This is a genomic window from Stenotrophomonas sp. CASM106, from assembly GCF_049384825.1.
GTDB classification, from domain to species: Bacteria; Pseudomonadota; Gammaproteobacteria; order Xanthomonadales; family Xanthomonadaceae; genus Stenotrophomonas; species Stenotrophomonas muris.
Genome location: NZ_JBMRFS010000002.1, coordinates 398,195 through 418,921 on the forward strand (window position 1 = coordinate 398,195; position 20,727 = coordinate 418,921).

Below are 20,727 nucleotides of genomic sequence, written 5' to 3' on the forward strand. Positions count from 1 at the left end.
GCATGATAAGCCGGTGCAATTACCGGCCCAAGACATGACGCGCCAGGATCGCCCGGGGTCAGATCCCTTTTCCACGGGAAAAGGGATCTGACCCCGATGTTCAGGCGAACAGCGGGGGCTGGCGTTGTTCCAGCCGCAGCAGCGCGGCCTTGGTTTCCAGGCCACCGCCGAAACCGGTCAGTGCACCGTTGCTGCCGATCACGCGGTGGCAGGGCAGGATGATCGGCAACGGGTTGCGCCCGTTGGCCGCGCCCACCGCGCGGGTCGCGCTGGGCTGTCCCAGGTGTTGCGCCAGCTGCAGGTAGCTCCAGGTCTGGCCGAACGGAATCAGCGCCAGCGCCTGCCACACGCGCAGCTGGAACGGCGTACCACGCGGCGCCAGCACAAGGTCGAAGCTGTTGCGCTCGCCGTGCAGGAACTGCAGCAGCTGCTCGCGTGCTTCCGGCAAGGCATCCGGTGCGTAATGCCAGTCATCACGCCCGCGCGCGGGGTGGCGGTTCTCCGGGAACAGCACGTGTGACAGGCCACGCTCGTCGCCGGCGATGGTCAACACGCCGATCGGGCTGTCGAAACGATCGAACAACAGTGTCATGTCGGTTCTCCAACGAATGTGCCGGACAGGTGCCACAGGTGCAGCACGGCGTAGGCGCGCCAGGGACGCCACGGTTGCGAGCGCGCTTCGGTTGCGCGTTCGCTCAGGCGCTGGCCCTGCGCGTGGCCGAGGACCTGCTGCAGTACAAGATCGCCGGCCGGGAAGGCATCGGGCTGGCCGAGGCCACGCAAAGCGATGTACTGCGCGGTCCATGGGCCGATGCCGGGCAGTGCCACGCAGCGGGCAACAAACTCTTCCAGCGCCTGGCCGGGCCCGAAGTCGAGCTGGCCGCTGGCGCAGGCGGTGGCCAGTGCACGCACGGTCGCGGCGCGGCTGCGCGGCAGGCCGATTGATTCCAGAGGCGCCTCGGCCAATACCTCGGGTGCCGGGAACTGGCGATCAAAGTCGGACGACATGCCCGGCAGGTGCGCGCCATAGGCATCGACCAGCCGCCGCGCGAAGGTGGTGGCGGCGGCAACAGTAACCTGCTGGCCGAGCACGGCGCGCACGCCCACTTCGAAGCCATCCCAGCCGCCGGGCACGCGCAGCCCGGGGCGTTCGGCGATACCGCGCGCCAGCAAGGGTTCCTCGCCCAATGCGGCGTGCACCTGCTGCAGGTCGGCATCCAGATCAAACACGCGACGCACGCGGCGCACGATGTCCGGGATCAGGCGCGGATCCACCGCACCCAGCTGCAGGCGCAGCTCCGGGCGCTTCGGGTCGGCAGTGACGCGCAGCAGGGTGGGGCGCTCCGGCGTGCCCAGCACGCGCTGATAGCTGTCCTCGCCAATCAGCTCGATGCCGGGCAGGCTGCGCTTGCGCAGGAACGCCAGCATGCGCGGGAAGTCCAGCGGCGGACGGTAGCCCAGGCGCAACACCAGGCCGCCATCGTCGGCGGCCAGCGGTTGATGCTGGCGGCGCAGTGCGGTGGGGGCCATGCCGCAGCCCTGCAGGAATGCGGTATTGAAGCGGCGCAGGCTGTTGTATCCGGCGGCCAGTGCGACGTCGGTCACCGCCAGCGTGGTCTCGGTCAGCAGTTGCTTGGCCAGCAGCAGGCGATGGGTGGCGTGGATCTGCCCGGGCGTCGCACCCAGGCGTTCGACGAACAGGCGCTGCAGCTGGCGCGCGCTGAGGCCGAGCTTCGTAGCAAGATCGGCCACCGGCTGCTCCTGCAGGAAGCCGCCGTGGATCAGGGCCAGGGCGCGCTGTACGGTCTGCCCGGCCAGTGCCTGCTGGGCCTGTGGTGCCAGCTCCGGGCGGCAGCGCAGACACGGGCGATAGCCGGCGGCGGCGGCAGCAGCGGCGGTCGGGTAGTAGGTGATGTTGCGCGGCTTCGGGGGCGGTGCGGGGCAGACCGGGCGGCAATAGATGCCGGTGCTGCGCACGGCGGTGAAGAACACGCCGTCGAAACGTGCGTCGCGGGCCAGGCGGGCGCGGTCGCAGGCGGCGGTGTCGAGGGCGAGGGCGGTGTCCATGGCGGCAGTCTAGGCGGGTGCGGGCGGGGATACTCGCCACATTCGGACATGGATGCTGAAGGGGGTCACGCCGGGCTGCGCCCGGACCCGCGGTAGTGCCGGCCGCTGGCCGGCAACAGCAACAGCAGAAGCGGGATTCCTGTGGGATGGCGTGGTGGGTCCGGTGGCAGGGGACGCCGTGAACCCCCAGACCGGCCCAGCCGCTGGCGGCTGTGCGTTCGGGCGCTTGCGAAGCAGTGCTTCGCAAGCAAAGCGCCCTCACGCCTGGGGACTTGGTCGCGGCATCCATGCCGCTCGCACCCCTGCCACCGGACCCGCCACGCCTTCGACAGGTTCCTGAGGCCGTTGGTAGGTGTCTACCTTGGTCGACACGCTTTCCCAAGGGTCAGAAGGGGTTCAGTGCCACGCGCTGAATGCGCGGCCTGGACGGGTAGACTGTGGCTCTTGGTCCCATGAATCCCGGTTGCCCGATGTCCGCCAAATTCCGCTGGTTGCCCCTGTTGTGCCTGGCCCTGGCGGGCTGCAGTCAGCTGGAGAATCCGGGCAACGTGACCGCTGCCGACAAGGCAGCGCGGGCGCCGGCCAGTGATGGCGAGAACATGGTTTCGATCAATGCCGCCGACGCGCCACCGGCACCGGCACCACCGCGCAGCCAGGCGGGTCGGCCGTGGCCGCAGGCGCAGCTGGAAAATGGGCGTACGTGGGTCAGTTGCAGCACGGAATATGCGGGCGATGCCGGCGACGGTGCCGAACTGGAAGGGCTGCAGCGCGAGCAGATCACCCAGGCCCTGGCGCCGTGTGCCGAGCGTGGGCTGATGCGCGTGCGTTACGCCGGCAAGATCAATCCGGGCTTCGCCGAAATGATGTGGCGGTTGGCGGTGGTCGCTGACGAACTGAAGATCCACAAGCGCATCCTCGACCTGGACTCCAGTGGTGGCCAGGTGGAGTCGGCGATCGTGGCCGGTGACAGCATCGGTGAATCGGGCTGGACCATCTGGGTGCGCGAAGGCTCCATCTGCCACAGCGCCTGCGTGTTCGTGCTGGCTGCCGGTGACAACCGCCTGCTGTCGGGCAAGGTCGGCATCCACCGCATGATGCGGATCAGCTCCAAGGCCACCTCGCGCGCCGAGCTCAACCGCGAGCTGCACGAGGTCTACGACAACGTGAAGGATTACCTGCAGCGCAATGGCGTGGCGGTGGGCGTGGCCGATCTGATGATGACCGTGCCCAATCGCAGCCTGCGCCTGCTGACGCCGGATGAGCTGCGCCAGTACGGCCTGGATGGCACCAACGCGGTGCAGGACGATCTGGAACGGATCAAGCAGATGCGCGCCTGCGGCGATGACTTCGTGCAGCGCAAGGACGCGTTCCTGATCGCCTTCGACCAGCAGTGCAAGCGCGACGGCGCCGACATGGAATCGATCAACAGCTGCGGCCAGGCCCTGAAGCAGCGCTTCGGTTTCCCGGATGCGGTATGCCCGGACGAAAGCCCGCTGTCGGAGATCGATGTGGCGACGCTGCCACCGGCACCGTCGGAGCCGCCGCCGGTGGCCGAGCAGCCGCCAGCGAACACCGCCGCGCCCGCCGCGCAAGCTGATGCGGCAGCGGTGGAGGGCAACGCTCCGGCACGCTGACGGCGTAGTCACCGCGCTGGCGTAGACTGCGGTTCTCTCCAGAAAACCGGCGGTGTCCATGAAGCGCGCGTTCCTGCTGCTGTCCCTGCTGCCCCTGACCGTGTTGGCGCAGGCCCCTGCGCCGGCCACGCCTGCACCGGCCCCGGCACGCCCGGCACCAGCCTCGCCGGCAGCTGCGAAGCCCGCTACCGCCGGTTCCCCTGCGTTGACCGCTGCTCAACAGGCGCAGGTGCAGAAACAGGACGCGGAAATGGGCGCCGCCGCAGTGAAGGCAGCGCAGCTGGTCGACGCCAACCGCGCCGGCGAATTGTGGGATGGCGCTTCGGCCGTCGCGCGTCGTGCGGTGCCGAAGGCCGCTTTCGTCAGCCAGTTGGCCGCCGAGCGTACGCGCCTGGGTGCGCTGGCCGGGCGTGGCCAGCCGACCATCACCCGCGTCAAGTACAGCGCCGGTGCAGCAGTGCCGGAAGGGCTGTACATCAACGTCAGCTTCCCGACCCGTTTCGCCAACAGCGCACAGCCGGTGCGCGAGCTGGTCTCGTTCCGTTTCGACGAGGACCAGGTGTGGCGCCTGGCCGGTTACAGCCTGCGCGCGTCGGCACCCTGAGGAGGTGAATGATGGCAACTGAACTGACGATGCTGGCCTGGTCGGTACTGCTGGGCTTCGTGTACATCTTCGCCACCTCCACGGTGGTCACCCGCGAGCGCGGGATGAAGTGGAATGCTTCGGCACGCGATGGCGATGCGAAGCCGCTCAGCCCGCTGGCCGGCCGCCTGCAGCGCGCGCAGGCCAATTTCCTGGAGACGTTCCCGTTCTTCGCCGCCGCCGCCATCGCAGTGGTCGTGGCCGGTCGCGGCAACGACACCACTGCACTGGCGGCGCAGGCCTACTTCTGGGCGCGTGTGGTCTATCTGCCCCTGTACGCCGCAGGCGTGCCCTATGTGCGCAGCCTGGTGTGGCTGGTGTCGCTGCTATCGATCCTGGCGCTGGTGTTCGCACTTCTGTAAGTCGGCCTGATCCAGATCAAGGCCGCTCAGGCGCGCGGCGCTATGCTGGCGCGGATTGGATCAACGGCAGGAGGCGCGCATGCGCAGGATGGACGTGGTGGTGGTCGGCGCCGGACCGGCAGGTCTGTGCTTCGCGCGCGCGCTGGCCGGCAGCGGGCTGCAGGTCGGGCTGGTCGAAGTGCAGCCGCGCCAGGCGCTGGCCGAGGCCGCCTTTGATGGCCGCGAGATCGCGTTGACCCATGCCTCGCGGCAGAGCATGGAGCAGCTGGGGCTGTGGCAGCGCCTGCCGCACGCTGAAATTGCTGATCTGCGCGATGCCAGGGTGATGAACGGCGGCTCGCCGTTCGCGCTGACCTTCGCCAGCAGCCAGGTCGACGGCCAGCCGCTGGGCTGGCTGGTACCCAACCATCTGATCCGTCGCGCCGCGTGGGATGCCGTGCAGGGCCAGGACGGCCTGGAGCTGTTCGACGGGCGCAAGGTGCTGGGCGTGCAGGCCGATGCGCAAGGCCACGTGGTCAAACTCGATGACGGCAGCCAACTGCATGCGCGGCTGCTGGTGGCCGCTGACAGCCGCTTCTCCGCCACCCGCCGCATGCTCGGCATCGGTGCGCAGATGCGCGACTTCGGCAAGTCGATGCTGGTGTGCCGCATGCAGGTCGAGCGCGACCATCACCACACCGCCTGGGAGTGGTTCGGCTACGGCCGCACGATGGCGCTGCTGCCGCTCAACGAGGGCCAGGCATCGGCGGTGATCACGCTGCCGCCGCGGCAGATCGAGGCGTTGCTGGCGATGGACGAGGTGGCCTTCGGTGAGGCCATCAGTGCCTGCTTCGAACACCGCCTGGGCCGGATGCAGCCGGTGGCCACGCCGCAGGCATATCCGCTGGTGGGTGTGTACGCGGATCGCTTCGTCGGCGAGCGTTCTGCGCTGATCGGCGATGCCGCAGTCGGCATGCATCCGGTCACCGCGCATGGCTTCAACCTGGGCCTGGCCAGCGCACAGCGGTTGGCGCAGGGCATCGTCGCGCAGCAGCGCCGTGGTGCCGACATTGCCGCCGCCGGCATGCTGGCCAGCTACCAGCGTGGTCATCGGCTGGCGTCGCGGCCGCTGTACGAGGCCACCAATGCGATCGCCAGCCTGTACACCGACGACCGTCGCCCGGCGCGCCTGCTGCGTGCGGCCGGCCTGCGCCTGGCGCAGGGCGTGGCACCGTTCAGGCAGCTGATTGCCTCGCACCTGACCCAGCGCGTGGCCTGAACAGCTTCAGATCAGCCTGCAGCCAGCACCCGGATCTGGCTGTCGGCGAATTCGACCACCTGGCCTGCGCGGATCTTGCAGGCCTTGCGCAGTTCCACTTCGCCGTCGACCCGTACCTGGCCCTCGCTGATGACCATCTTGGCCTCGCCGCCACTGGTGACCAGATCGGCCAGCTTGAGCAGCTGCTTGAGTTCGACGTAGTCACCGTCGAGGTCGAATTCGAGAATCTGCATGGAGCGGGGTTCCTGGGAAGAGGGCGCAGGCCAGCGGCCGGGCCGGGAAGAGGGCGCGTATTGTGCGCCAGCACGGGCTCGACGGCACGTGTGAGGAAAGCTGTATGCCTCGTTCAGCATCAATGCGGTATCATTCCGCTCTGAGCGAGTGAAATCTCCTCCGACCGAGCAGCGCCAGGGCACGCGATAAGAAGGGCGCCCAAAGCGCGGACCATCACCTTTTTTATCGCACTGCCAGGAAGACGGCAGTGCCTTCGGAGTTCCCCATGTCCCAAGATTCCCAAGCGCCGCTGCAGTTTGCGCAGCTCGGCCTGTCCGAGCCCGTGATGCAGGCCGTCACCGCCATCGGCTACGAAACCCCGTCGCCGATCCAGGCCGCCACCATCCCGGCGATGCTGGAAGGCCGCGACGTGCTGGGCCAGGCCCAGACCGGTACCGGCAAGACCGCTGCCTTTGCACTGCCGGTACTGTCCAACATCGACCTGCAGCAGATCAAGCCCCAGGCCCTGATCCTGGCGCCGACCCGCGAACTGGCCATCCAGGTTGCCGAGGCGTTCCAGTCCTATTCGTCGAAGATCCCCGGCTTCCGCGTGCTGCCGGTGTACGGCGGCCAGCCCTACGGCCAGCAACTGTCGGCCCTGCGCCGCGGCGTGCATATCGTGGTCGGTACCCCCGGCCGCGTAATCGATCACCTGGACCGCAGCACCCTGGACCTGTCCGAGCTGAAGACGCTGGTGCTGGACGAAGCCGATGAAATGCTGCGCATGGGCTTCATCGACGACGTCGAAGCGGTGCTGAAGAAGCTGCCGGAGCAGCGCCAGGTGGCCCTGTTCTCGGCCACCATGCCGCCGCAGATCCGCCGCATCGCGCAGACCTACCTGCAGGACCCGGTGGAAGTGACCATCGCGGCCAAGACCACTACGTCGGCCAACATCCGCCAGCGTTACTGGTGGGTGAGCGGCATGCACAAGCTGGACGCGCTGACCCGCATCCTGGAAGTCGAGCCGTTCGACGCGATGATCATCTTCGCGCGGACCAAGGCCGGCACCGAAGAACTGGCCAGCAAGCTGCAGGCGCGTGGCCTGGCCGCTGCCGCCATCAACGGTGACATGCAGCAGGCCCAGCGTGAGCGGACCATCGCCATGCTGAAGGAAGGCAAGCTGGACATCCTGGTCGCCACCGACGTGGCCGCGCGCGGCCTGGACGTGGAGCGCATCAGCCACGTGCTGAACTACGACATCCCGTACGATACCGAAAGCTACGTGCACCGCATCGGCCGTACCGGTCGTGCCGGCCGCAGCGGCGAGGCGATCCTGTTCGCCACCCCGCGCGAGAAGGGCATGCTGCGCCAGATCGAGCGCGCCACCCGCCAGCCGATCGAAGAGATGCAGCTGCCGAGCGTGGAAGCGGTCAACGACACCCGCATCAACAAGTTCACCTCGCGCATCAGCGAAACCCTCGGCGCCGGTGGCCTGGACTTCTACCGCCAGCTGCTGGAGCGCTTCGAGAACGAGCAGAACGTGCCGGCCATCGAGATCGCTGCCGCGCTGGCCAAGCTGCTGCAGGGCGATACCCCGTTCCTGCTGCAGCCGCCGGTGCGTGCCCCGCGCGAAGAGCGCGCACCGCGCGAGCGCTTCGACCGTGGTGACCGCCCGGAACGTGGTGATCGCTTCGACCGCAACGAACGGGGTCCGCGCTTCGAGCGCGGCCCGCGCCGTGACGACGCCGAAGGTGGTTTTGAACAGCGTCCGCGCCGTGAGGTTCCGCCGCGTGGTGCACCGGAGCAGGGCATGGAGACCTACCGTATTTCGGTCGGTCACCAGCATGGCGTGAAGCCGGCCAACATCGTCGGCGCCATTGCCAACGAAGCCGGCCTGGAAAGCCGCTTCATCGGCCGCATCGACATCCACGACGACTTCTCGCTGCTGGACCTGCCGGCACAGATGCCGCCGGACGTGCTGTCGCACCTGCAGAAGGTCTGGGTGTCCGGCCAGCAGCTGCAGATGCGTGCGCTGGCTCCGGGTGAAGACACCAACCCGGCCCCGCGCCCGTTCAAGCCGCGCTTCGACAAGCGTGGCCCGGCCGGTCCGGGTGGCCCGCGTCGTGGCGGCCCGGGCGGCCATGGTGGCGACCGCGGCGGTGACCGCGACAGTCGCCCGCCGCGTCGTGACGGCTTCAAGCCGCGCGGCCCGCGCAGCTTCTAAGCCGCACCCGCAGCCGTCCACACCACCGCCAGCCCCCGGGCCGGCGGACAGAAAAAGGGGACGGAGGGGATTAAGTCGTATCTGGCTGGCCATGCGCCTGTGCCAAGAACGACTTAATCCCCTCCGTCCCCTTTTTCGCATGGCCCACACATTGCCGGTCCTAGGCTGAGCCGGTTCCTAAGGAGGTTGTCACCGCAGCACATTCAGGGGGATCCGGGATGGGTAGGAGTGGCACGGACCAACACAGCCGGCGGGTGCCGATGACCCGGGGGCTGGGACTGCGATTTGCGTTGTTGACCGGCATGGCGATCGGACTGGTCGCACTGTCCGCCCTGATCCAGGAACTGCAGGCGGCCTCCACTGCCTGGATCGCCGGCCAGGGCTACTGGTCGCGTGGCCAGCAGGATGCCACCGCCGCACTCAGTCGCTACCTGGCGCGTGGCGATGCCGAGGACCTGGACGACGCACGCCAGGCCCTGCAGGTGCCGTTGGGCGATCTGCAGGCGCGACTGGCGCTGGAACAGGCCGAACCGGACGAGGAGAAGGCCAGGCAGGGCTTCCTGCAGGGCGGCAATGCGCGTGCCGACATCCCACGCCTGGTGTTCTCGTTCCGCTACGCGCGCGACATCGGTGCATTCCGCGAAGCGAGCGCGTTGTGGCGGCAGACCGATGGCGACCTGATGGCGCTGCAGCGACTGATCGATGAACTGCAGCTGCGGCACGACGGCAACCTGGTGCCCGTTGCCGCACGCGACCACTACCTGCAGCAGCTGCGTGACCTGGACCAGCGGATGAAGGTGCAGAGCCAGGCGTTCTCGCAGGCGCTGCTGCGGATGGCGACGCTGGTGAGGCTGGCCACGTTGATGGTGGCGGGCCTGTCGGTGCTGGCGATCAGCCTGATGGCGGTCGCCCTGGCGCGCCGCGTCGGCAAGGACCTGACCGAACACGAGAGCCGTTTCCGCGCGGCGTTCTACCAGGCCAACGTCGGCATGCTCAAGCTCGATGCCGAAGGCAAGGTGATCGAGGCCAACCAGGCGATGGCCGATATCCTCGACCATCGTCGTGACATGCTGCTGCAGCTGTCGCTGGGCGACCTGCTGATGGACGGCGAGCTGGTCATCGATGGGGTGGGCCGCATCGATTGGGACCGCCAGCTGCGCCCGAGCGAACTGCGCTTCCGCCGTCGCGATGGCAGCCTTGTCTGGGGCCGCTGGAGCGGCACCGGCGTGCGCAGCACCGGCGGTGGCCTGTCGGTGTTCGCCATCATCGAAGACGTCAGCCAGAACCATGCACTGGCGCGCGAGATCGAGCACCACGCCAGCCACGACCCGCTGGCCGGCCTGATCAATCGCCGCGAGATCGAACGGCTGCTGGAACGCGCGCTGCTGCAGGTGCGCAGCGAAGGTGGCACGCACGCGCTGTGCTACATCAACCTGGACCATTTCAAGCTGGTCAACGACAGCTTCGGTCACGCCGCCGGCGACCAGATGCTGCGCAGCTTCGCCGACTACCTGGTGGCGGCGGTGCGCGATGGTGACTGGGTGGGCCGGCTGGGCGCGGACGAGTTCGCCGTGTTCCTGGCCCATGCCGGGCAGGACGAGGCCAAGCGCGTGCTGCAGCGGGTAATCCGCAACCTGGGGCAGGCGACGTTCCCGGTCAGCGAAGGCAGCCCGCAGCTGAGCTGCAGCATCGGCGTGGTCGAGGTCAGCGCCGATGCGCCGGATGTGAACTGGCTGATGAGCGCCGCCGACAGCGCGTGCTATGCGGCCAAGCAGGCCGGCCGCAACCGCGTGCACTGCTTCAACGAGAACCGCATGGCGCTGGAGGAACGGCGCCAGGAAGCCGAGCGGCTGCAGGGCGTCAGCCTGGCCATGGCCGAAAACCGCATGGTGTTGTATGCGCAGCGCATCGCCCGCGTCGGCGATCCCTCCTACCTGCACTACGAGGTACTGGTGCGCATGCGTGGCAGCGATGGCAGCCTGCACCTGCCGGGCCAGTTCATGCCGGCGGTGGAGCGCTATGGCATGGCCGTGGCGCTGGACCGGCACGTGCTTGGCCTGCTGTTCCGGCACCTGCAGGTGTGCCCGGCACACGTGCGGCAGCTGGGCCTGTGCAATGTCAACGTTTCGGCGCAGTCGATCGCCGAGCCCGGCTTCCTCGCCTTCGTCTGCGACCTGCTGGAGCGCAACCGCGCGCTGGCCTCCAAGCTGTGCTTCGAGATCACCGAGACCGCTGCGATCAGCAACCTCAGCCAGGCGCGTGCTTTCATCGATGCAGTGAAGGCGCGTGGCTGCCGGATGGCGTTGGACGATTTCGGTTCCGGGCTGTCCTCGTTCGGCTACCTGCGCCAGCTGCCGGCCGACATCCTGAAAATCGACGGGGCCTTCGTGCGCGACATGGATACCGATCCGGTCAGCCATGCCACCGTGCGCGCGATCAGTGAACTGGGGCGCGAGCTGCAGATGGAGGTGGTGGCCGAATGGGTGGAGACTGCCGACGTCGCCGCCGCGCTGACCCGGCTTGGGGTGCAGGGCCTGCAGGGTTATGCGGTCGAGCGGCCGCAACCGCTGGAGCGGATGACCCTGGCCGACCTGCGGCCGGTGCGCCTGGTGGCGGTGAAAGGTCCGCCCGCCGCTGGCTGAACGCCCGTCGGCGACTTTGGTCTACACGTGGGCTGCAGCCGCGGCTGCGATAATGCCCGGCAGGGGCGACGCGCAGTGGGCGCGGGCGTAAGCAGGAACAGGACGTGGCGTGGGCGGCAGGCAGGGGCAGTACGGAACGGGAGCGGTGCTGGTCGTGCTGCTGGTGTGGTTGGCAATGCCGTGGCCGCTGTCGGCGGCCGTAGCCGAAGCCGGGCGTGACTACCTGCTGGTCGGTGCGGCGACCGATGAACCCACCCCGCATCGCGCATGCACGCCGGAGATGCTGGCGGGGCCACGGCAACAGGTGCAGGTGTCCGCGCCAGCGGGCGGCTGGTCGGGCCAGCCGCAGGCACTGGACGTGTTCAATGTGTTCGCGGGCGAAGTCCGCGTGCAGCATGGGGATCGCGAAATCTGCGGCAACATGCACGATGCCCGTACCCGTGATTCCCGGTTCCGCGCAGGCATCGGCCTGGTCGCGGTGCCGCCGGCGGGCAGCCATGAACCGTTCCTGGTGTCATGGCAGACGCCGCTGAAGGCGCGCTGGGTACCGACCCTGCGGCTGGGCGCGCCCAGTCCCGTGCAGCAGAACGATACTGCCCGCCTGCTGGTGCGCGCGGCCTGCATTGCCGTGGCAATCGCACTGGCGTTGTCGGCCCTGATGGCCTTCCTTACCACCCGCGACCGCAGTTTCCTGGTCTACATCGCCGGTACCACCGTGCTGGTGCTGTGGCAGGCCATTCTCGGAGGGCTGAGCGGCTACCCCGAGCCATGGCTGCCGGTGGGTGAGCGCAGCGCGTGGTGGCTGCTGTCGTTGACCGCTGCATCCCAGGCGCTGGTGCTGCCCGCGTTGTGGCGACTGAACGGCGGCGACCGCCTGCTGCCGCGATCGCGCCCGATGCAGCTGCTGGCGCTGTGGGGATTGCTGGCGCTGGCCGCGTGGGTGCCCTGGCTGCAGCGGGACAGCCTGGCCTGGGTGGCGCAGGTCCTGCAGGTGTCCTACCTGCTGGGCTGCGGCCTGGCATTGATGGCCGGGGTGTGGGCATGGCTGCGCGGCGACCGCTGGGCGCAGGCGGGGTTGGCGGCGCTGGCACCGATGCTGGTGTTGATCCTGGCCGACGCCTGCCGCGCTGCGTGGTTGCTGGAGTACCGCGTGGAGGCACTGCAACTGTCGGTGACCTGGCTGCTGATGATGGCTGCCTATGCGCTGAACCAGCGGCTGGGCCGCCTGCGCCAGCAGCGCGATGAACTTCGCCAGCTGGCCGAGACCGATGGCCTGACCGGGCTGCCCAACCGCCGTGCCGGGCTGCAGCAGCTGGCACGGCACCTGGAACGGGTCGATCGCGAGCGCGGCCCGCTGGTGATCGGTTTCCTGGATATCGACCTGTTCAAGGACATCAATGACCGCCATGGCCACGCCGTGGGTGACCAGGTACTGGTGGCGGTGGCACGTGCATTGCGTGCCGCGGTCCGCAGCCAGGACCAGGTGGTGCGGATGGGCGGCGAAGAGTTTCTGCTGCTGATGCCGGGCATGCCGCGCGAGGCGGCATCGGCGCGCCTGGATCGCCTGCGCCAGCACCTCACCGAGGCGGCCCGGGCGCTGCAGGTGCCCGGTCTGGAGGTCACCGCCAGCATCGGCCTGGCGCAGTGGCGGCCGGGCGAGGACGATCTCGCCGCGCTGCTGCGCCGGGCCGACCACGCCATGTACGTGGCCAAGCGTGCCGGCCGCAACCGGGTATTCGACGGCGAAGAACTCGATCCGCCGCCCCCGGCATGAAGCGCAGCGGGCGGGGATGCCGGATAATAGGGCGATGACCACCCGACTCAACAAACATATCGCCGACACCGGCTTCTGCTCCCGCCGCGAGGCCGATCGCCTGATCGCCGCCCGCCGGGTCACCGTCAACGGCCATCCGGCCGGCACCGGCGCGGTGGTGGGCGAGGAAGACCAGGTGCTGGTCGACGGCCAGCCGCTGCGCGCGCGCGTGGCCCGCAAGCCCGGTGCCCGCCGCCATGTCTACATCGCGCTGAACAAGCCGGTCGGCGTCACCTGCACGACCGAGACCTCGGTCAAGGGCAACATCGTCGACTTCGTCGGCCATGAACAGCGCATCTTCCCGATCGGCCGCCTGGACAAGGAGTCCGAAGGCCTGATCCTGATGACCAGCAACGGCGACATCGTCAACCAGATCCTGCGCGCCGAGAATGGCCACCAGAAGGAGTACCTGGTGGCGGTGAACAAGCCGGTCACCGACGAGTTCCTGCGTGGCATGGCCCGTGGCGTTCGCATCCACGACCAGATGACGCTGCCGTGCAAGACCTCGCGCATCGCCAAGTTCGGTTTCCGCATCACCCTGCAGCAGGGCCTGAACCGACAGATCCGCCTGATGGCGGCCGAGTTCGGCTATCGGGTGACCCAGTTGCGTCGCGTGCGCATCGACAACATCAAGATCGGTGCGCTGAAGCCGGGCCAGTGGCGCAACCTGACCGAGCAGGAGCTGCAGGGCCTGCTGCCGAGGCAGCTGGACTGGTAACGCGCGGTAGTGCCGGCCGCTGGCCGGCTGCACCAGGCATCCAATGAGCGTGGGATGCCGGCCAGCGGCCGGCACTACCCGTTGTGCGGATTACGCACCGGCACCAGCTAGACTTCGCGGTGACCTGCCGGAACGTGACGCTGCATGATCAAGCCCGACAAGCCTGCCAATGAAGCCCTTCGGCTTGAGGCGCTGTACCGCTACCGTATCCTCGATTCGGAGCGTGAAAAATCCTTCGACGACCTGGTGGTGATCGCCAAGGCGGTCTGCGGCACCTCGATGGCGGCGGTGACCCTGATCGACGTCGAGCGGCAATGGTTCAAGTCGATCCAGGGCATCGATGCGGCAGAAAACCTGCGCAGCGAATCGATGTGCGGCCACGCGATCCTGCAACCGCAGCAGGTCATGGTGGTCGAGGACGCGTTGCAGGACATCCGCTTCCACGACAATCCGGTGGTGGTGGGCGATCCGCACATCCGCTTCTATGCGGGCGCGCCGCTGATCAGCTCCGATGGCCTGCCGCTGGGCACGCTGTGCGTATTCGATGCGCAGCCACAGCACCTGGCCAGCGACAAGGCTGAAGCGCTGGCGGCGCTGTCGCGGCAGGTGATGCTGGTGATGGAACTGCGCCGCTTCGCGCTCGACATCCAGAAACACATGCTGGAGCGCGATGACTACGAGCGACTGCTGTCTGAGTACCAGGACGTACTGCTCGCGCAGAATGCCGACCTGGCCGAACAGAGCCGCACCGACGCGTTGACCGGCCTGCCGAACCGCCGTGCGATGGCGGCAGCGCTGGAAGAGGCGGTGGCGGTGAACGGAGACCAGCCCGGGGTGGCCTGCGTCGCGCTGCTGGACATCGACCATTTCAAGCACATCAATGATTTCCAGGGCCACGCCACCGGTGACCGCGTGCTGGCCGAACTGGGCGTGCTGCTGCGTTCGCATTTCGCCGGTCGCGGCATGGCCGCGCGCTATGGCGGCGAGGAATTCGTGGCGGTGATGCCGGCTACCGACCTGCGCACCGCCGAACTGCAGTGCGAGTTCCTGCGCCTGGCCGTGGCTGATCTGCCGCTGGGATTCCCGGTCACGATCAGTATTGGAGTGGCCCAGCACCAGCCCGGTGAAAGCGTGGATGACACGCTGGCACGTGCCGACAAGGCGCTGTACCGGGCCAAGGGCAATGGCCGCAACCGGGTGGAAGTGGCCGGCTGAAGCATCTGCCACCCGCGCGGTAAACGGATGCCGCTCCAGTAGATCAATACGATGCGTGGATGCTGTCACCGATTCACATCGCGTCGCAGCTCCTGCGATCAGAACCGGGCAGCATGATCCCCTGGTTCCCCGGACGCCGACCATGCTGCAGACCCTGGCCATCGCCCACTATCGTTCGCTGCACGGGCTCGTACTGCCGTTGCAGCAGTTGAACGTGGTGACCGGTGACAACGGCAGTGGCAAGTCCAGCCTGTACCGTGCCCTGCGCCTGCTGGCAGAGACCGCGCAGGGCGGCGTCGCGGCGGTGCTGGCCCGCGAAGGCGGGCTGGGCTCGGCGCTGTGGGCGGGTCCGGAAAAGATGGACCGTCGGGTTGCTGCCGGCGAAATCCCCCTGCAGGGCGGCCCACGCCAGGAATCGGTGGGATTGAAGCTGGGCTTCGCCACTGACGAATTCGGCTACGCCATCGATCTGGGCTACCCGCCGCCCAGTCGATCGGCCTTCGCACTGGACCCGCAGATCAAGGCCGAGGCGATCTGGGCCGGCCCGTTCCTGCGCAGCGCCAACCTGCTGGTCGACCGTCGTGGAGCGATGGTGCGGCAACGCCATGCGCGCGGCTGGGATCTGGTGGATGACAGGTTGTCGCTGTTCGACAGCCTGTTCACCCAGGTCGGCGATCCGCAGCGCCTGCCGGAAACCATCGCCCTGCGCGAGTACATCCGGCGTTGGCGCTTCTACGATCATTTCCGCAGTGATGCCGATGCCCCGGCGCGGCAACCGGCGATGGCCACGCGCACGCCGGTGCTGCATCACGACGGCCGGGATCTGGCGGCGGCCTGGGTCACCATCCTCGAGATCGGTGACCCGGTGGCGTTGGCACGCAGCGTCGACGATGCATTCCCGGGCGCCACGGTCGGCTTCGAGGAGCTGGATGGACGCTTGGCGCTGCGTTTCCACCAGCCTGGGCTGCTGCGGCCCTTGTCGTTGGCCGAACTGTCCGACGGCACGTTGCGCTTCCTGCTGCTGGCCGCTGCGCTGCACACGCCGCGTCCACCGCCGCTGCTGGTGCTCAACGAGCCGGAGACCAGCCTGCATCCGGACTTGCTGCCGGCGCTGGCGCGGCTGATCATCGCAGCCAGTGCGCGCAGCCAGGTATGGGTGGTGTCACATGCCAGCCGGCTGATCGCGGCGCTGGAACAGGCGCCAGGGTGCCATTCGCTGCATCTGTACAAGGAACAGGGCCGCACGCTGTTGAGCGGGCAGGGCCTGCTGGATGCGCCGGCCTGGCATTGGCCGCAGCGTTGATGCGGCCATCCACGCCATGCGTGGATGCACTCAATCGGCGATGTTGCGCGCCTCGGCCGTGCCAAGAATCTCCGGATGCTGCACCGGCTTGCGGCGGTTCAGCAGCGGATGCAGGAACACGGCGCCTACGATGATCGCCACGCCGAGGTAGAACCACGGGGTGACTTCGTGCTGCTCGCGCAGCAGCACCACCGCCAGCACCACCGCATAGACCGGCTCCAGGTTGGTCACCAGCTGCACCGTGTAGGCACTCAGGTGGCGCAGTGCGACCAGGGCCAGGGCAAACGGCAGCAGCGTGCAGAACCCGGCCAGCACCAGCAGCAGGATGCCGTCGTGCAGGTCCGGGACCACCCACAACGGGCTGGCCAGCGCAGGCAGCAGGTAGGGCATCAGCGGCGCCAGCAGGGTCAGGGTGAGGGTGCCCGCACCCAGCTCCAGCGCGGTGACCGTGAGCGGATCTGCGTGGCTGACCATGCGCTTGTTGAGCGAGCCGAACACTGCCACCAGCAGCGCCGAGATCGCGCCGATCAGCACACCCAGGCGCATGCCGTCGGGCACGCCACCGACCACCAGCGCGACACCCGGCAGCACCGCCAGGCCGAACGCCAGTTCACGCAGCTGGAATGGCCGCTTGGCCACCCACGGTTCGATGATCGAGGTGAACACCGGCGCCAGCGCGATGCAGGTGGCGGCCACCGACGCATTGGCCAGCTTTACCGCACCGTAGAACGTCAGCCAGTGCAGGGCGACCAGGGCGCCGATGCCGGCATAACCGGCCACCAGCCGCACTGGCAGCGTACGCAGTCCACGCCAGACCCGCGGCAGCAGCGCCAGCATCGCCGTCACCAGCAGCATGCGCCACCACACCAGCGGCAGTGCGGGCAGGGTGATCAGCTTGCCGAGGATGGCGGTGACGCCCCACAGCAGGACACAGAAGTGAATCTGCCACAACGCTTTGCGGGTGTCGGGTGTGCTCATCCGCCTATTGTGCGGCAATCGCACGGCCGCCGGCGATGCCTGTGGCATGCTCGCGGAAACTCGCCAGGGGAACCCCGCAATGGCTGCCAACCGTTCCGCCCAGCGTGCATGGGCAGCGCTGACTGCACTGATGGCGGCCACCTCGTTGCTGCTGCAATACCTGTTGCTGCTGCATGGCCCCGGGGCGGCTGCCGGGGTCGGCATGGCGACGCTGCGCTTCGTTGGTTACTTCACGATTCTCAGCAACCTGGCGGTGTGCCTGGGATGCGTCCGGCTGATCCGTGCGGGTGTGCTGAACGCGACTGTCGCCGCGGCGATCGCGTTGTGCATCGGGGTGACCGCGTGCATCTACGTGCTGGCGTTGCAGGGGCTGTGGCAACCCACCGGGCTGCAATGGTGGGTCGATGCCGGCCTGCACTACGCTGTGCCGGCGCTGTACCTGCTGGGGTGGTGGTGGCTGCTGCCGCATGGCGCGCTGCGCTGGCGCGCACTGGGCGGGGTGCTGCTGGTACCGCTGGTGTACCTGGGCTGGGCGATGCTGGTGGCCGAAGTGACAGGACAGGCGCCGTATCCGTTCCTCGAACTGCAACGCCTGGGGCTGGCGGCGTTCCTGCTCAACGTGCTGCGCGTTGCGAGCGTGTTCGTGGTGGGGTGGACCCTGCTGTGGGGGCTGGACCGCTGGCGCTGTCGATGAGGCGCTGCAGGGCCATCGCTGCCGCCGGGTTGCGCGCTTTGCCTGCGCCGATGCACAGCAGGTAGACCTCGCGCGGGGCCTCCGCAGCGGGCCCGGCCAGGCAGGGCAGGTCATCCACTGGTTCACCGCGTGACCAGCGGCGTGCGCGTTCGGCCCAGCGTTGCTGCACGGGCGCCGGCAGGCCCTCGTTCAAGCGGGCCTGGCTGCGCTTGATCCGCGCATAGACGAAGCCGGCACTGACATCACCGTGCAATGGCGCCTCGTCGCTGTCCTCGATCACCAGCGCCACGCCATGGCGGCGGGCGGCGTCGACCAGTGCCGGGCCATGTGCCTCGGCGTTGCGGACCTCCAGCGCATGCTGCAGCGGCACCCCGTCCAGCTGCTTAGGCAGCTGTGCCATCAGCGCCTCCAGTGCATCGGCGTCGGCCGGGTGGCGCGGATCGAACTGCCACAGCAATGGGCCGAGCCGGTCACCGAGCGCCAGTGCCGCCTGCAGGAACGGTGTGGCCGCTTCCACGGTGCTGGACAGGTCGCGTCGCTGCACCAGGTAGCGCGGCGCCTTCATCGAGAAGCGGAAACCGTCGGGTGTCTGCGCAGCCCATTGCGCGCACTGGGCCGCAGTTGGCGTGCGGTAGAACGTGCCGTTGATCTCGATGCAGCGCAGGGCGCGGCTGGCGTGGGCCAGTTCCTCCCGCTGCGGCAGGCCTGCTGGATAGAACACACCGCCGCGCCATTCGGGAAACACCCAGCCGCCGATGCCGCAGCGGATCTCTGCCTGCCTGCCGGCCGTGGTCACTGGCCGTGGTCCGTGCGCCACGGGTCGTAGCTGCCGAACCACCACAGGTAGCCTTCCGGGTCGGCGCAGGCGTAGCCGCGTCCGCCATAGTCCTGGTCGGCGATGTCGATGATGATGCGGGCACCGGCGGCCTTGGCCCGCGCGTAGTGCGCATCGGCATCGGTGACGATCACGCAGGCGCTCTGGGTCTGGCGTCCGCCGACCTCGTCAGGCAGGGCAGCGTGTTTGCTCCACGCACTCTGGTTGCTGGCCGAGCCCAGCATGATCATGCCGCTGCCGAAGGTGAGCTGCGCATGGAAGACCGTATCGCCATCGGCGTAGACGGCCTGGGCATGGAAGCCGAAGGCGCGCTGCAGCCAGTCGATGGCGGCCTGCGCGTCGCGATAGCGCAGGCACGGAATGATCGTGGAGCCGCTGCTGGGTTGGCCGTTCTCGCCCATGACACCCCTCCTATGGCACAGGGCAGGATGCGCCGCCGGACGTTACCATCCCGCGAAACCCCGGTGACGGCCTGCACATGGCCGCCACCCCTGTTCGGAGATCGTGCTGGATGAAACCCTGGATCGGAGGAGCCGTGCTGCTGGCGTGCACGACCATGGCGAGCGCGGCGACCCCGCCGCCGCTGCAGGACCTGGATGCGACCGTCGAGCGCGTGCGCGCGCAGTTCGACGTGCCCGGCATTGCCGTAGCGGTGGTCAAGGATGGCGAGGTGGTGCTGGAGCGCGGCTGGGGCGTGCGCGAGCAGGGCAAGCCGGAACCGGTGCAGGCCGATACGCTGTTTGCCATTGCGTCCAACACCAAGGCGTTCACGGCCACCTCGCTGAACCTGCTGGCGGAAGAGGGCAAGTTGAAGATGGACGACAAGGTGATCGACCACCTGCCGTCGTTCCGCATGTCCGACCCGTTCGTGACCGGGCAGATGACGATCCGCGACCTGCTGTCGCATCGCAGCGGCCTGAGCCTGGGCGCCGGTGACCTGCTGTTCTGGCCAACCACGTCCTACAGCAACGCCGAAGTGGTGCAGCGGCTGGGCAAGGTGCCGCTGAAGGGCGGCTTCCGCGAAAGCTATGCCTACGACAACATCCTGTACGCGGTCGCCCAGCAGGTGATCGAGCACGTCTCGGGCGTGAGCTACCAGCAGTTCCTGCAGACCCGCATCTTCGACAAGGTGGGCATGGCCGGCACGCGCTACAACGCCGACCACCTGAAGCCAGGTGACACGGCGGCGGTCGGCCACGCCAAGTACGATTTCAAGGACCTGCGCACCGTCGCACCGCTGACCTGGTCGAACAATGCCGGCGCCGGTGGCATTTATTCCAGTGCGCACGACATGGCGCGCTGGATGCAGGTGCAGCTGGCCGAAGGCAAGCTGGCCGACGGCACTGCGCTGTTCAGCGAAAAGAGCCAGCAGCAGATGTGGCGGATGATCACCCCGCAGTCGATCCCGGCGCCGAGCGTGCCGGAGCTGGCACCGGCACGGGCCAACTTTGCCGGCTATGGCGAAGGCTGGAGCCTGAGTGACTATCGCGGCCGGAAACTGGTCTGGCACACCGGTGGCTGGCCGGGCATGGTCTCGCGCTTGACCCTGGTGCCGGGCGAGAAGCTGGGCGTGGTGGTGCTGACCAACCAGGAAGTGGGCGCGGCGTTCAACGCGATCACCCTGAGCGTGCTTGATGCCTATCTGGGCGGCGACAAGCACGACTGGGTGGACGCCTATGCCAAGGCCGTGGCCAAGGGCCAGGACAAGGCCGACGAGGCCTGGGCCAAGCATCAGAGCGCGCGCGACAAGGGCAGCAGGCCGTCGCTGCCGCTGGCCGGCTACACCGGCACGTTCCGCGACCGCTGGTATGGCGAGATGCAGGTCAGTGCCGCAGGCAAGGGCCTGCGCCTGCGCTTCATGAAGACCGCGCAGCTGAGCGGCCGCCTGGAGCACTGGCAGCACGACACCTTCATCGTGCGCTGGGATGACCGCTCGCTCAACGCCGATGCGTTCGTGAACTTCAGCCTGGACCCGGACGGCAAGGTGCGCGAGGTGCGCATGCAGTCGATCTCCGACCTGACTGATTTCAGCTTCGATTTCCAGGACCTGCTGTTCACCCCGGTCAACGAATGAAGGTAGTGCCGGCCGCTGGCCGGCAACCTCATGATCTTCCGAAATGCCGCAAGG

At 68.2% G+C, this 20,727-nt stretch carries 18 protein-coding genes; 12 read left to right on the forward strand and 6 right to left on the reverse strand.

Annotated features, from left to right (window positions below):
• Nucleotides 1–100 precede the first annotated feature (100 nt).
• Both VG556_RS05590 and VG556_RS05595 read right to left on the reverse strand, forming a co-directional pair.
• Nucleotides 101–592: a methylated-DNA--[protein]-cysteine S-methyltransferase gene (locus tag VG556_RS05590; RefSeq protein ID WP_100449664.1), complete on the reverse strand. Its 492-nt coding sequence runs from the start codon at nt 590–592 to the stop codon at nt 101–103.
• Nucleotides 589–2,067, reverse strand: a complete 1,479-nt coding sequence (locus tag VG556_RS05595) for a DNA-3-methyladenine glycosylase 2 family protein (protein ID WP_014646458.1) — start codon at nt 2,065–2,067, stop codon at nt 589–591. Before VG556_RS05595 ends, VG556_RS05590 begins: the two co-directional genes overlap by 4 nt.
• A 470-nt stretch (nt 2,068–2,537) precedes the next feature.
• Here VG556_RS05595 and VG556_RS05600 point away from each other — a divergent pair, with 470 nt between their 5' ends.
• The 4 genes from VG556_RS05600 (at nt 2,538) to ubiM (ending at nt 5,964) form a co-directional block, all read left to right on the forward strand.
• Nucleotides 2,538–3,701 (forward strand): hypothetical protein, encoded by a 1,164-nt coding sequence (locus VG556_RS05600; RefSeq protein WP_100449665.1) that lies wholly within the window; start codon nt 2,538–2,540, stop codon nt 3,699–3,701.
• A 58-nt stretch (nt 3,702–3,759) separates the two neighbouring features.
• Nucleotides 3,760–4,305, forward strand: a complete 546-nt coding sequence (locus VG556_RS05605; protein WP_069117380.1) for a DUF4019 domain-containing protein — start codon at nt 3,760–3,762, stop codon at nt 4,303–4,305.
• An 11-nt stretch (nt 4,306–4,316) separates the two neighbouring features.
• On the forward strand, nt 4,317–4,706 hold the full coding sequence (locus tag VG556_RS05610; RefSeq protein ID WP_046429692.1) for an MAPEG family protein: 390 nt from the start codon (nt 4,317–4,319) through the stop codon (nt 4,704–4,706).
• A 79-nt stretch (nt 4,707–4,785) separates the two neighbouring features.
• The gene (gene ubiM, locus VG556_RS05615) at nt 4,786–5,964 is read left to right on the forward strand and encodes a 5-demethoxyubiquinol-8 5-hydroxylase UbiM (RefSeq protein WP_049407006.1); all 1,179 of its coding nucleotides are present in this window, start codon (nt 4,786–4,788) and stop codon (nt 5,962–5,964) included.
• Nucleotides 5,965–5,975: 11 nt separating this feature from the next.
• On the opposite strand, the gene VG556_RS05620 is transcribed toward ubiM, so the two are convergent.
• On the reverse strand, nt 5,976–6,197 hold the full coding sequence (locus VG556_RS05620; protein ID WP_014036469.1) for an RNA-binding S4 domain-containing protein: 222 nt from the start codon (nt 6,195–6,197) through the stop codon (nt 5,976–5,978).
• A 266-nt stretch (nt 6,198–6,463) separates the two neighbouring features.
• Here VG556_RS05620 and VG556_RS05625 point away from each other — a divergent pair, with 266 nt between their 5' ends.
• The 6 genes from VG556_RS05625 to VG556_RS05650 all read left to right on the forward strand — a co-directional run bounded on the left by VG556_RS05625 (nt 6,464) and on the right by VG556_RS05650 (nt 16,092).
• Nucleotides 6,464–8,401: a DEAD/DEAH box helicase gene (locus tag VG556_RS05625; RefSeq protein ID WP_049407004.1), complete on the forward strand. Its 1,938-nt coding sequence runs from the start codon at nt 6,464–6,466 to the stop codon at nt 8,399–8,401.
• A gap of 218 nt (nt 8,402–8,619) precedes the next feature.
• Entirely contained in the window at nt 8,620–11,043 is a 2,424-nt protein-coding gene (locus VG556_RS05630; RefSeq protein ID WP_111144304.1) for a putative bifunctional diguanylate cyclase/phosphodiesterase, read from the forward strand.
• A 109-nt stretch (nt 11,044–11,152) separates the two neighbouring features.
• Nucleotides 11,153–12,817 carry a sensor domain-containing diguanylate cyclase gene (locus tag VG556_RS05635; protein WP_032956800.1) on the forward strand — a complete coding sequence of 555 codons (1,665 nt, stop codon included), beginning with the start codon at nt 11,153–11,155 and terminating at the stop codon, nt 12,815–12,817.
• Nucleotides 12,818–12,851: 34 nt separating this feature from the next.
• A complete protein-coding gene (locus VG556_RS05640; RefSeq protein ID WP_014646467.1) occupies nt 12,852–13,574 on the forward strand; it encodes a pseudouridine synthase in 723 nt (240 codons plus the stop codon).
• Nucleotides 13,575–13,718: 144 nt separating this feature from the next.
• The gene (locus VG556_RS05645) at nt 13,719–14,789 is read left to right on the forward strand and encodes a sensor domain-containing diguanylate cyclase (protein ID WP_014646468.1); all 1,071 of its coding nucleotides are present in this window, start codon (nt 13,719–13,721) and stop codon (nt 14,787–14,789) included.
• A 142-nt stretch (nt 14,790–14,931) separates the two neighbouring features.
• Entirely contained in the window at nt 14,932–16,092 is a 1,161-nt protein-coding gene (locus VG556_RS05650; RefSeq protein ID WP_100449667.1) for an AAA family ATPase, read from the forward strand.
• 30 nt (nt 16,093–16,122) lie between these two features.
• Here the strand turns inward: VG556_RS05650 and VG556_RS05655 are convergent, their stop codons facing one another.
• On the reverse strand, nt 16,123–17,070 hold the full coding sequence (locus VG556_RS05655) for a DMT family transporter (RefSeq protein WP_014646470.1): 948 nt from the start codon (nt 17,068–17,070) through the stop codon (nt 16,123–16,125).
• A 79-nt stretch (nt 17,071–17,149) separates the two neighbouring features.
• On the opposite strand from VG556_RS05655, the gene VG556_RS05660 reads away from it, so the two are divergent.
• Nucleotides 17,150–17,764: a Pr6Pr family membrane protein gene (locus VG556_RS05660; RefSeq protein ID WP_032956806.1), complete on the forward strand. Its 615-nt coding sequence runs from the start codon at nt 17,150–17,152 to the stop codon at nt 17,762–17,764.
• Here VG556_RS05660 and VG556_RS05665 read toward each other — a convergent pair.
• Entirely contained in the window at nt 17,685–18,560 is an 876-nt protein-coding gene (locus tag VG556_RS05665; RefSeq protein ID WP_032956808.1) for a DUF72 domain-containing protein, read from the reverse strand. The genes VG556_RS05660 and VG556_RS05665 overlap by 80 nt on opposite strands.
• Nucleotides 18,557–19,000, reverse strand: coding sequence for a VOC family protein (locus VG556_RS05670; RefSeq protein ID WP_032956811.1), 444 nt, complete (start codon nt 18,998–19,000; stop codon nt 18,557–18,559). The genes VG556_RS05665 and VG556_RS05670 overlap by 4 nt, the downstream gene beginning before the upstream one ends.
• Nucleotides 19,001–19,110: 110 nt before the next feature.
• On the opposite strand from VG556_RS05670, the gene VG556_RS05675 reads away from it, so the two are divergent.
• Nucleotides 19,111–20,673 carry a serine hydrolase gene (locus tag VG556_RS05675; RefSeq protein ID WP_100449668.1) on the forward strand — a complete coding sequence of 521 codons (1,563 nt, stop codon included), beginning with the start codon at nt 19,111–19,113 and terminating at the stop codon, nt 20,671–20,673.
• Nucleotides 20,674–20,727 lie beyond the last annotated feature (54 nt).

Coding starts and splice junctions, on each gene's coding strand:
- VG556_RS05590 (WP_100449664.1), bottom strand. CDS start 592: ATGACACTGTTGTTCGATCGTTTCGACAGCCCGATCGGCGTGTTGACC.
- VG556_RS05595 (WP_014646458.1), bottom strand. CDS start 2,067: ATGGACACCGCCCTCGCCCTCGACACCGCCGCCTGCGACCGCGCCCGC.
- VG556_RS05600 (WP_100449665.1), top strand. CDS start 2,538: ATGTCCGCCAAATTCCGCTGGTTGCCCCTGTTGTGCCTGGCCCTGGCG.
- VG556_RS05605 (WP_069117380.1), top strand. CDS start 3,760: ATGAAGCGCGCGTTCCTGCTGCTGTCCCTGCTGCCCCTGACCGTGTTG.
- VG556_RS05610 (WP_046429692.1), top strand. CDS start 4,317: ATGGCAACTGAACTGACGATGCTGGCCTGGTCGGTACTGCTGGGCTTC.
- ubiM (WP_049407006.1), top strand. CDS start 4,786: ATGCGCAGGATGGACGTGGTGGTGGTCGGCGCCGGACCGGCAGGTCTG.
- VG556_RS05620 (WP_014036469.1), bottom strand. CDS start 6,197: ATGCAGATTCTCGAATTCGACCTCGACGGTGACTACGTCGAACTCAAG.
- VG556_RS05625 (WP_049407004.1), top strand. CDS start 6,464: ATGTCCCAAGATTCCCAAGCGCCGCTGCAGTTTGCGCAGCTCGGCCTG.
- VG556_RS05630 (WP_111144304.1), top strand. CDS start 8,620: ATGGGTAGGAGTGGCACGGACCAACACAGCCGGCGGGTGCCGATGACC.
- VG556_RS05640 (WP_014646467.1), top strand. CDS start 12,852: ATGACCACCCGACTCAACAAACATATCGCCGACACCGGCTTCTGCTCC.
- VG556_RS05645 (WP_014646468.1), top strand. CDS start 13,719: ATGATCAAGCCCGACAAGCCTGCCAATGAAGCCCTTCGGCTTGAGGCG.
- VG556_RS05650 (WP_100449667.1), top strand. CDS start 14,932: ATGCTGCAGACCCTGGCCATCGCCCACTATCGTTCGCTGCACGGGCTC.
- VG556_RS05655 (WP_014646470.1), bottom strand. CDS start 17,070: ATGAGCACACCCGACACCCGCAAAGCGTTGTGGCAGATTCACTTCTGT.
- VG556_RS05660 (WP_032956806.1), top strand. CDS start 17,150: ATGGCTGCCAACCGTTCCGCCCAGCGTGCATGGGCAGCGCTGACTGCA.
- VG556_RS05670 (WP_032956811.1), bottom strand. CDS start 19,000: ATGGGCGAGAACGGCCAACCCAGCAGCGGCTCCACGATCATTCCGTGC.
- VG556_RS05675 (WP_100449668.1), top strand. CDS start 19,111: ATGAAACCCTGGATCGGAGGAGCCGTGCTGCTGGCGTGCACGACCATG.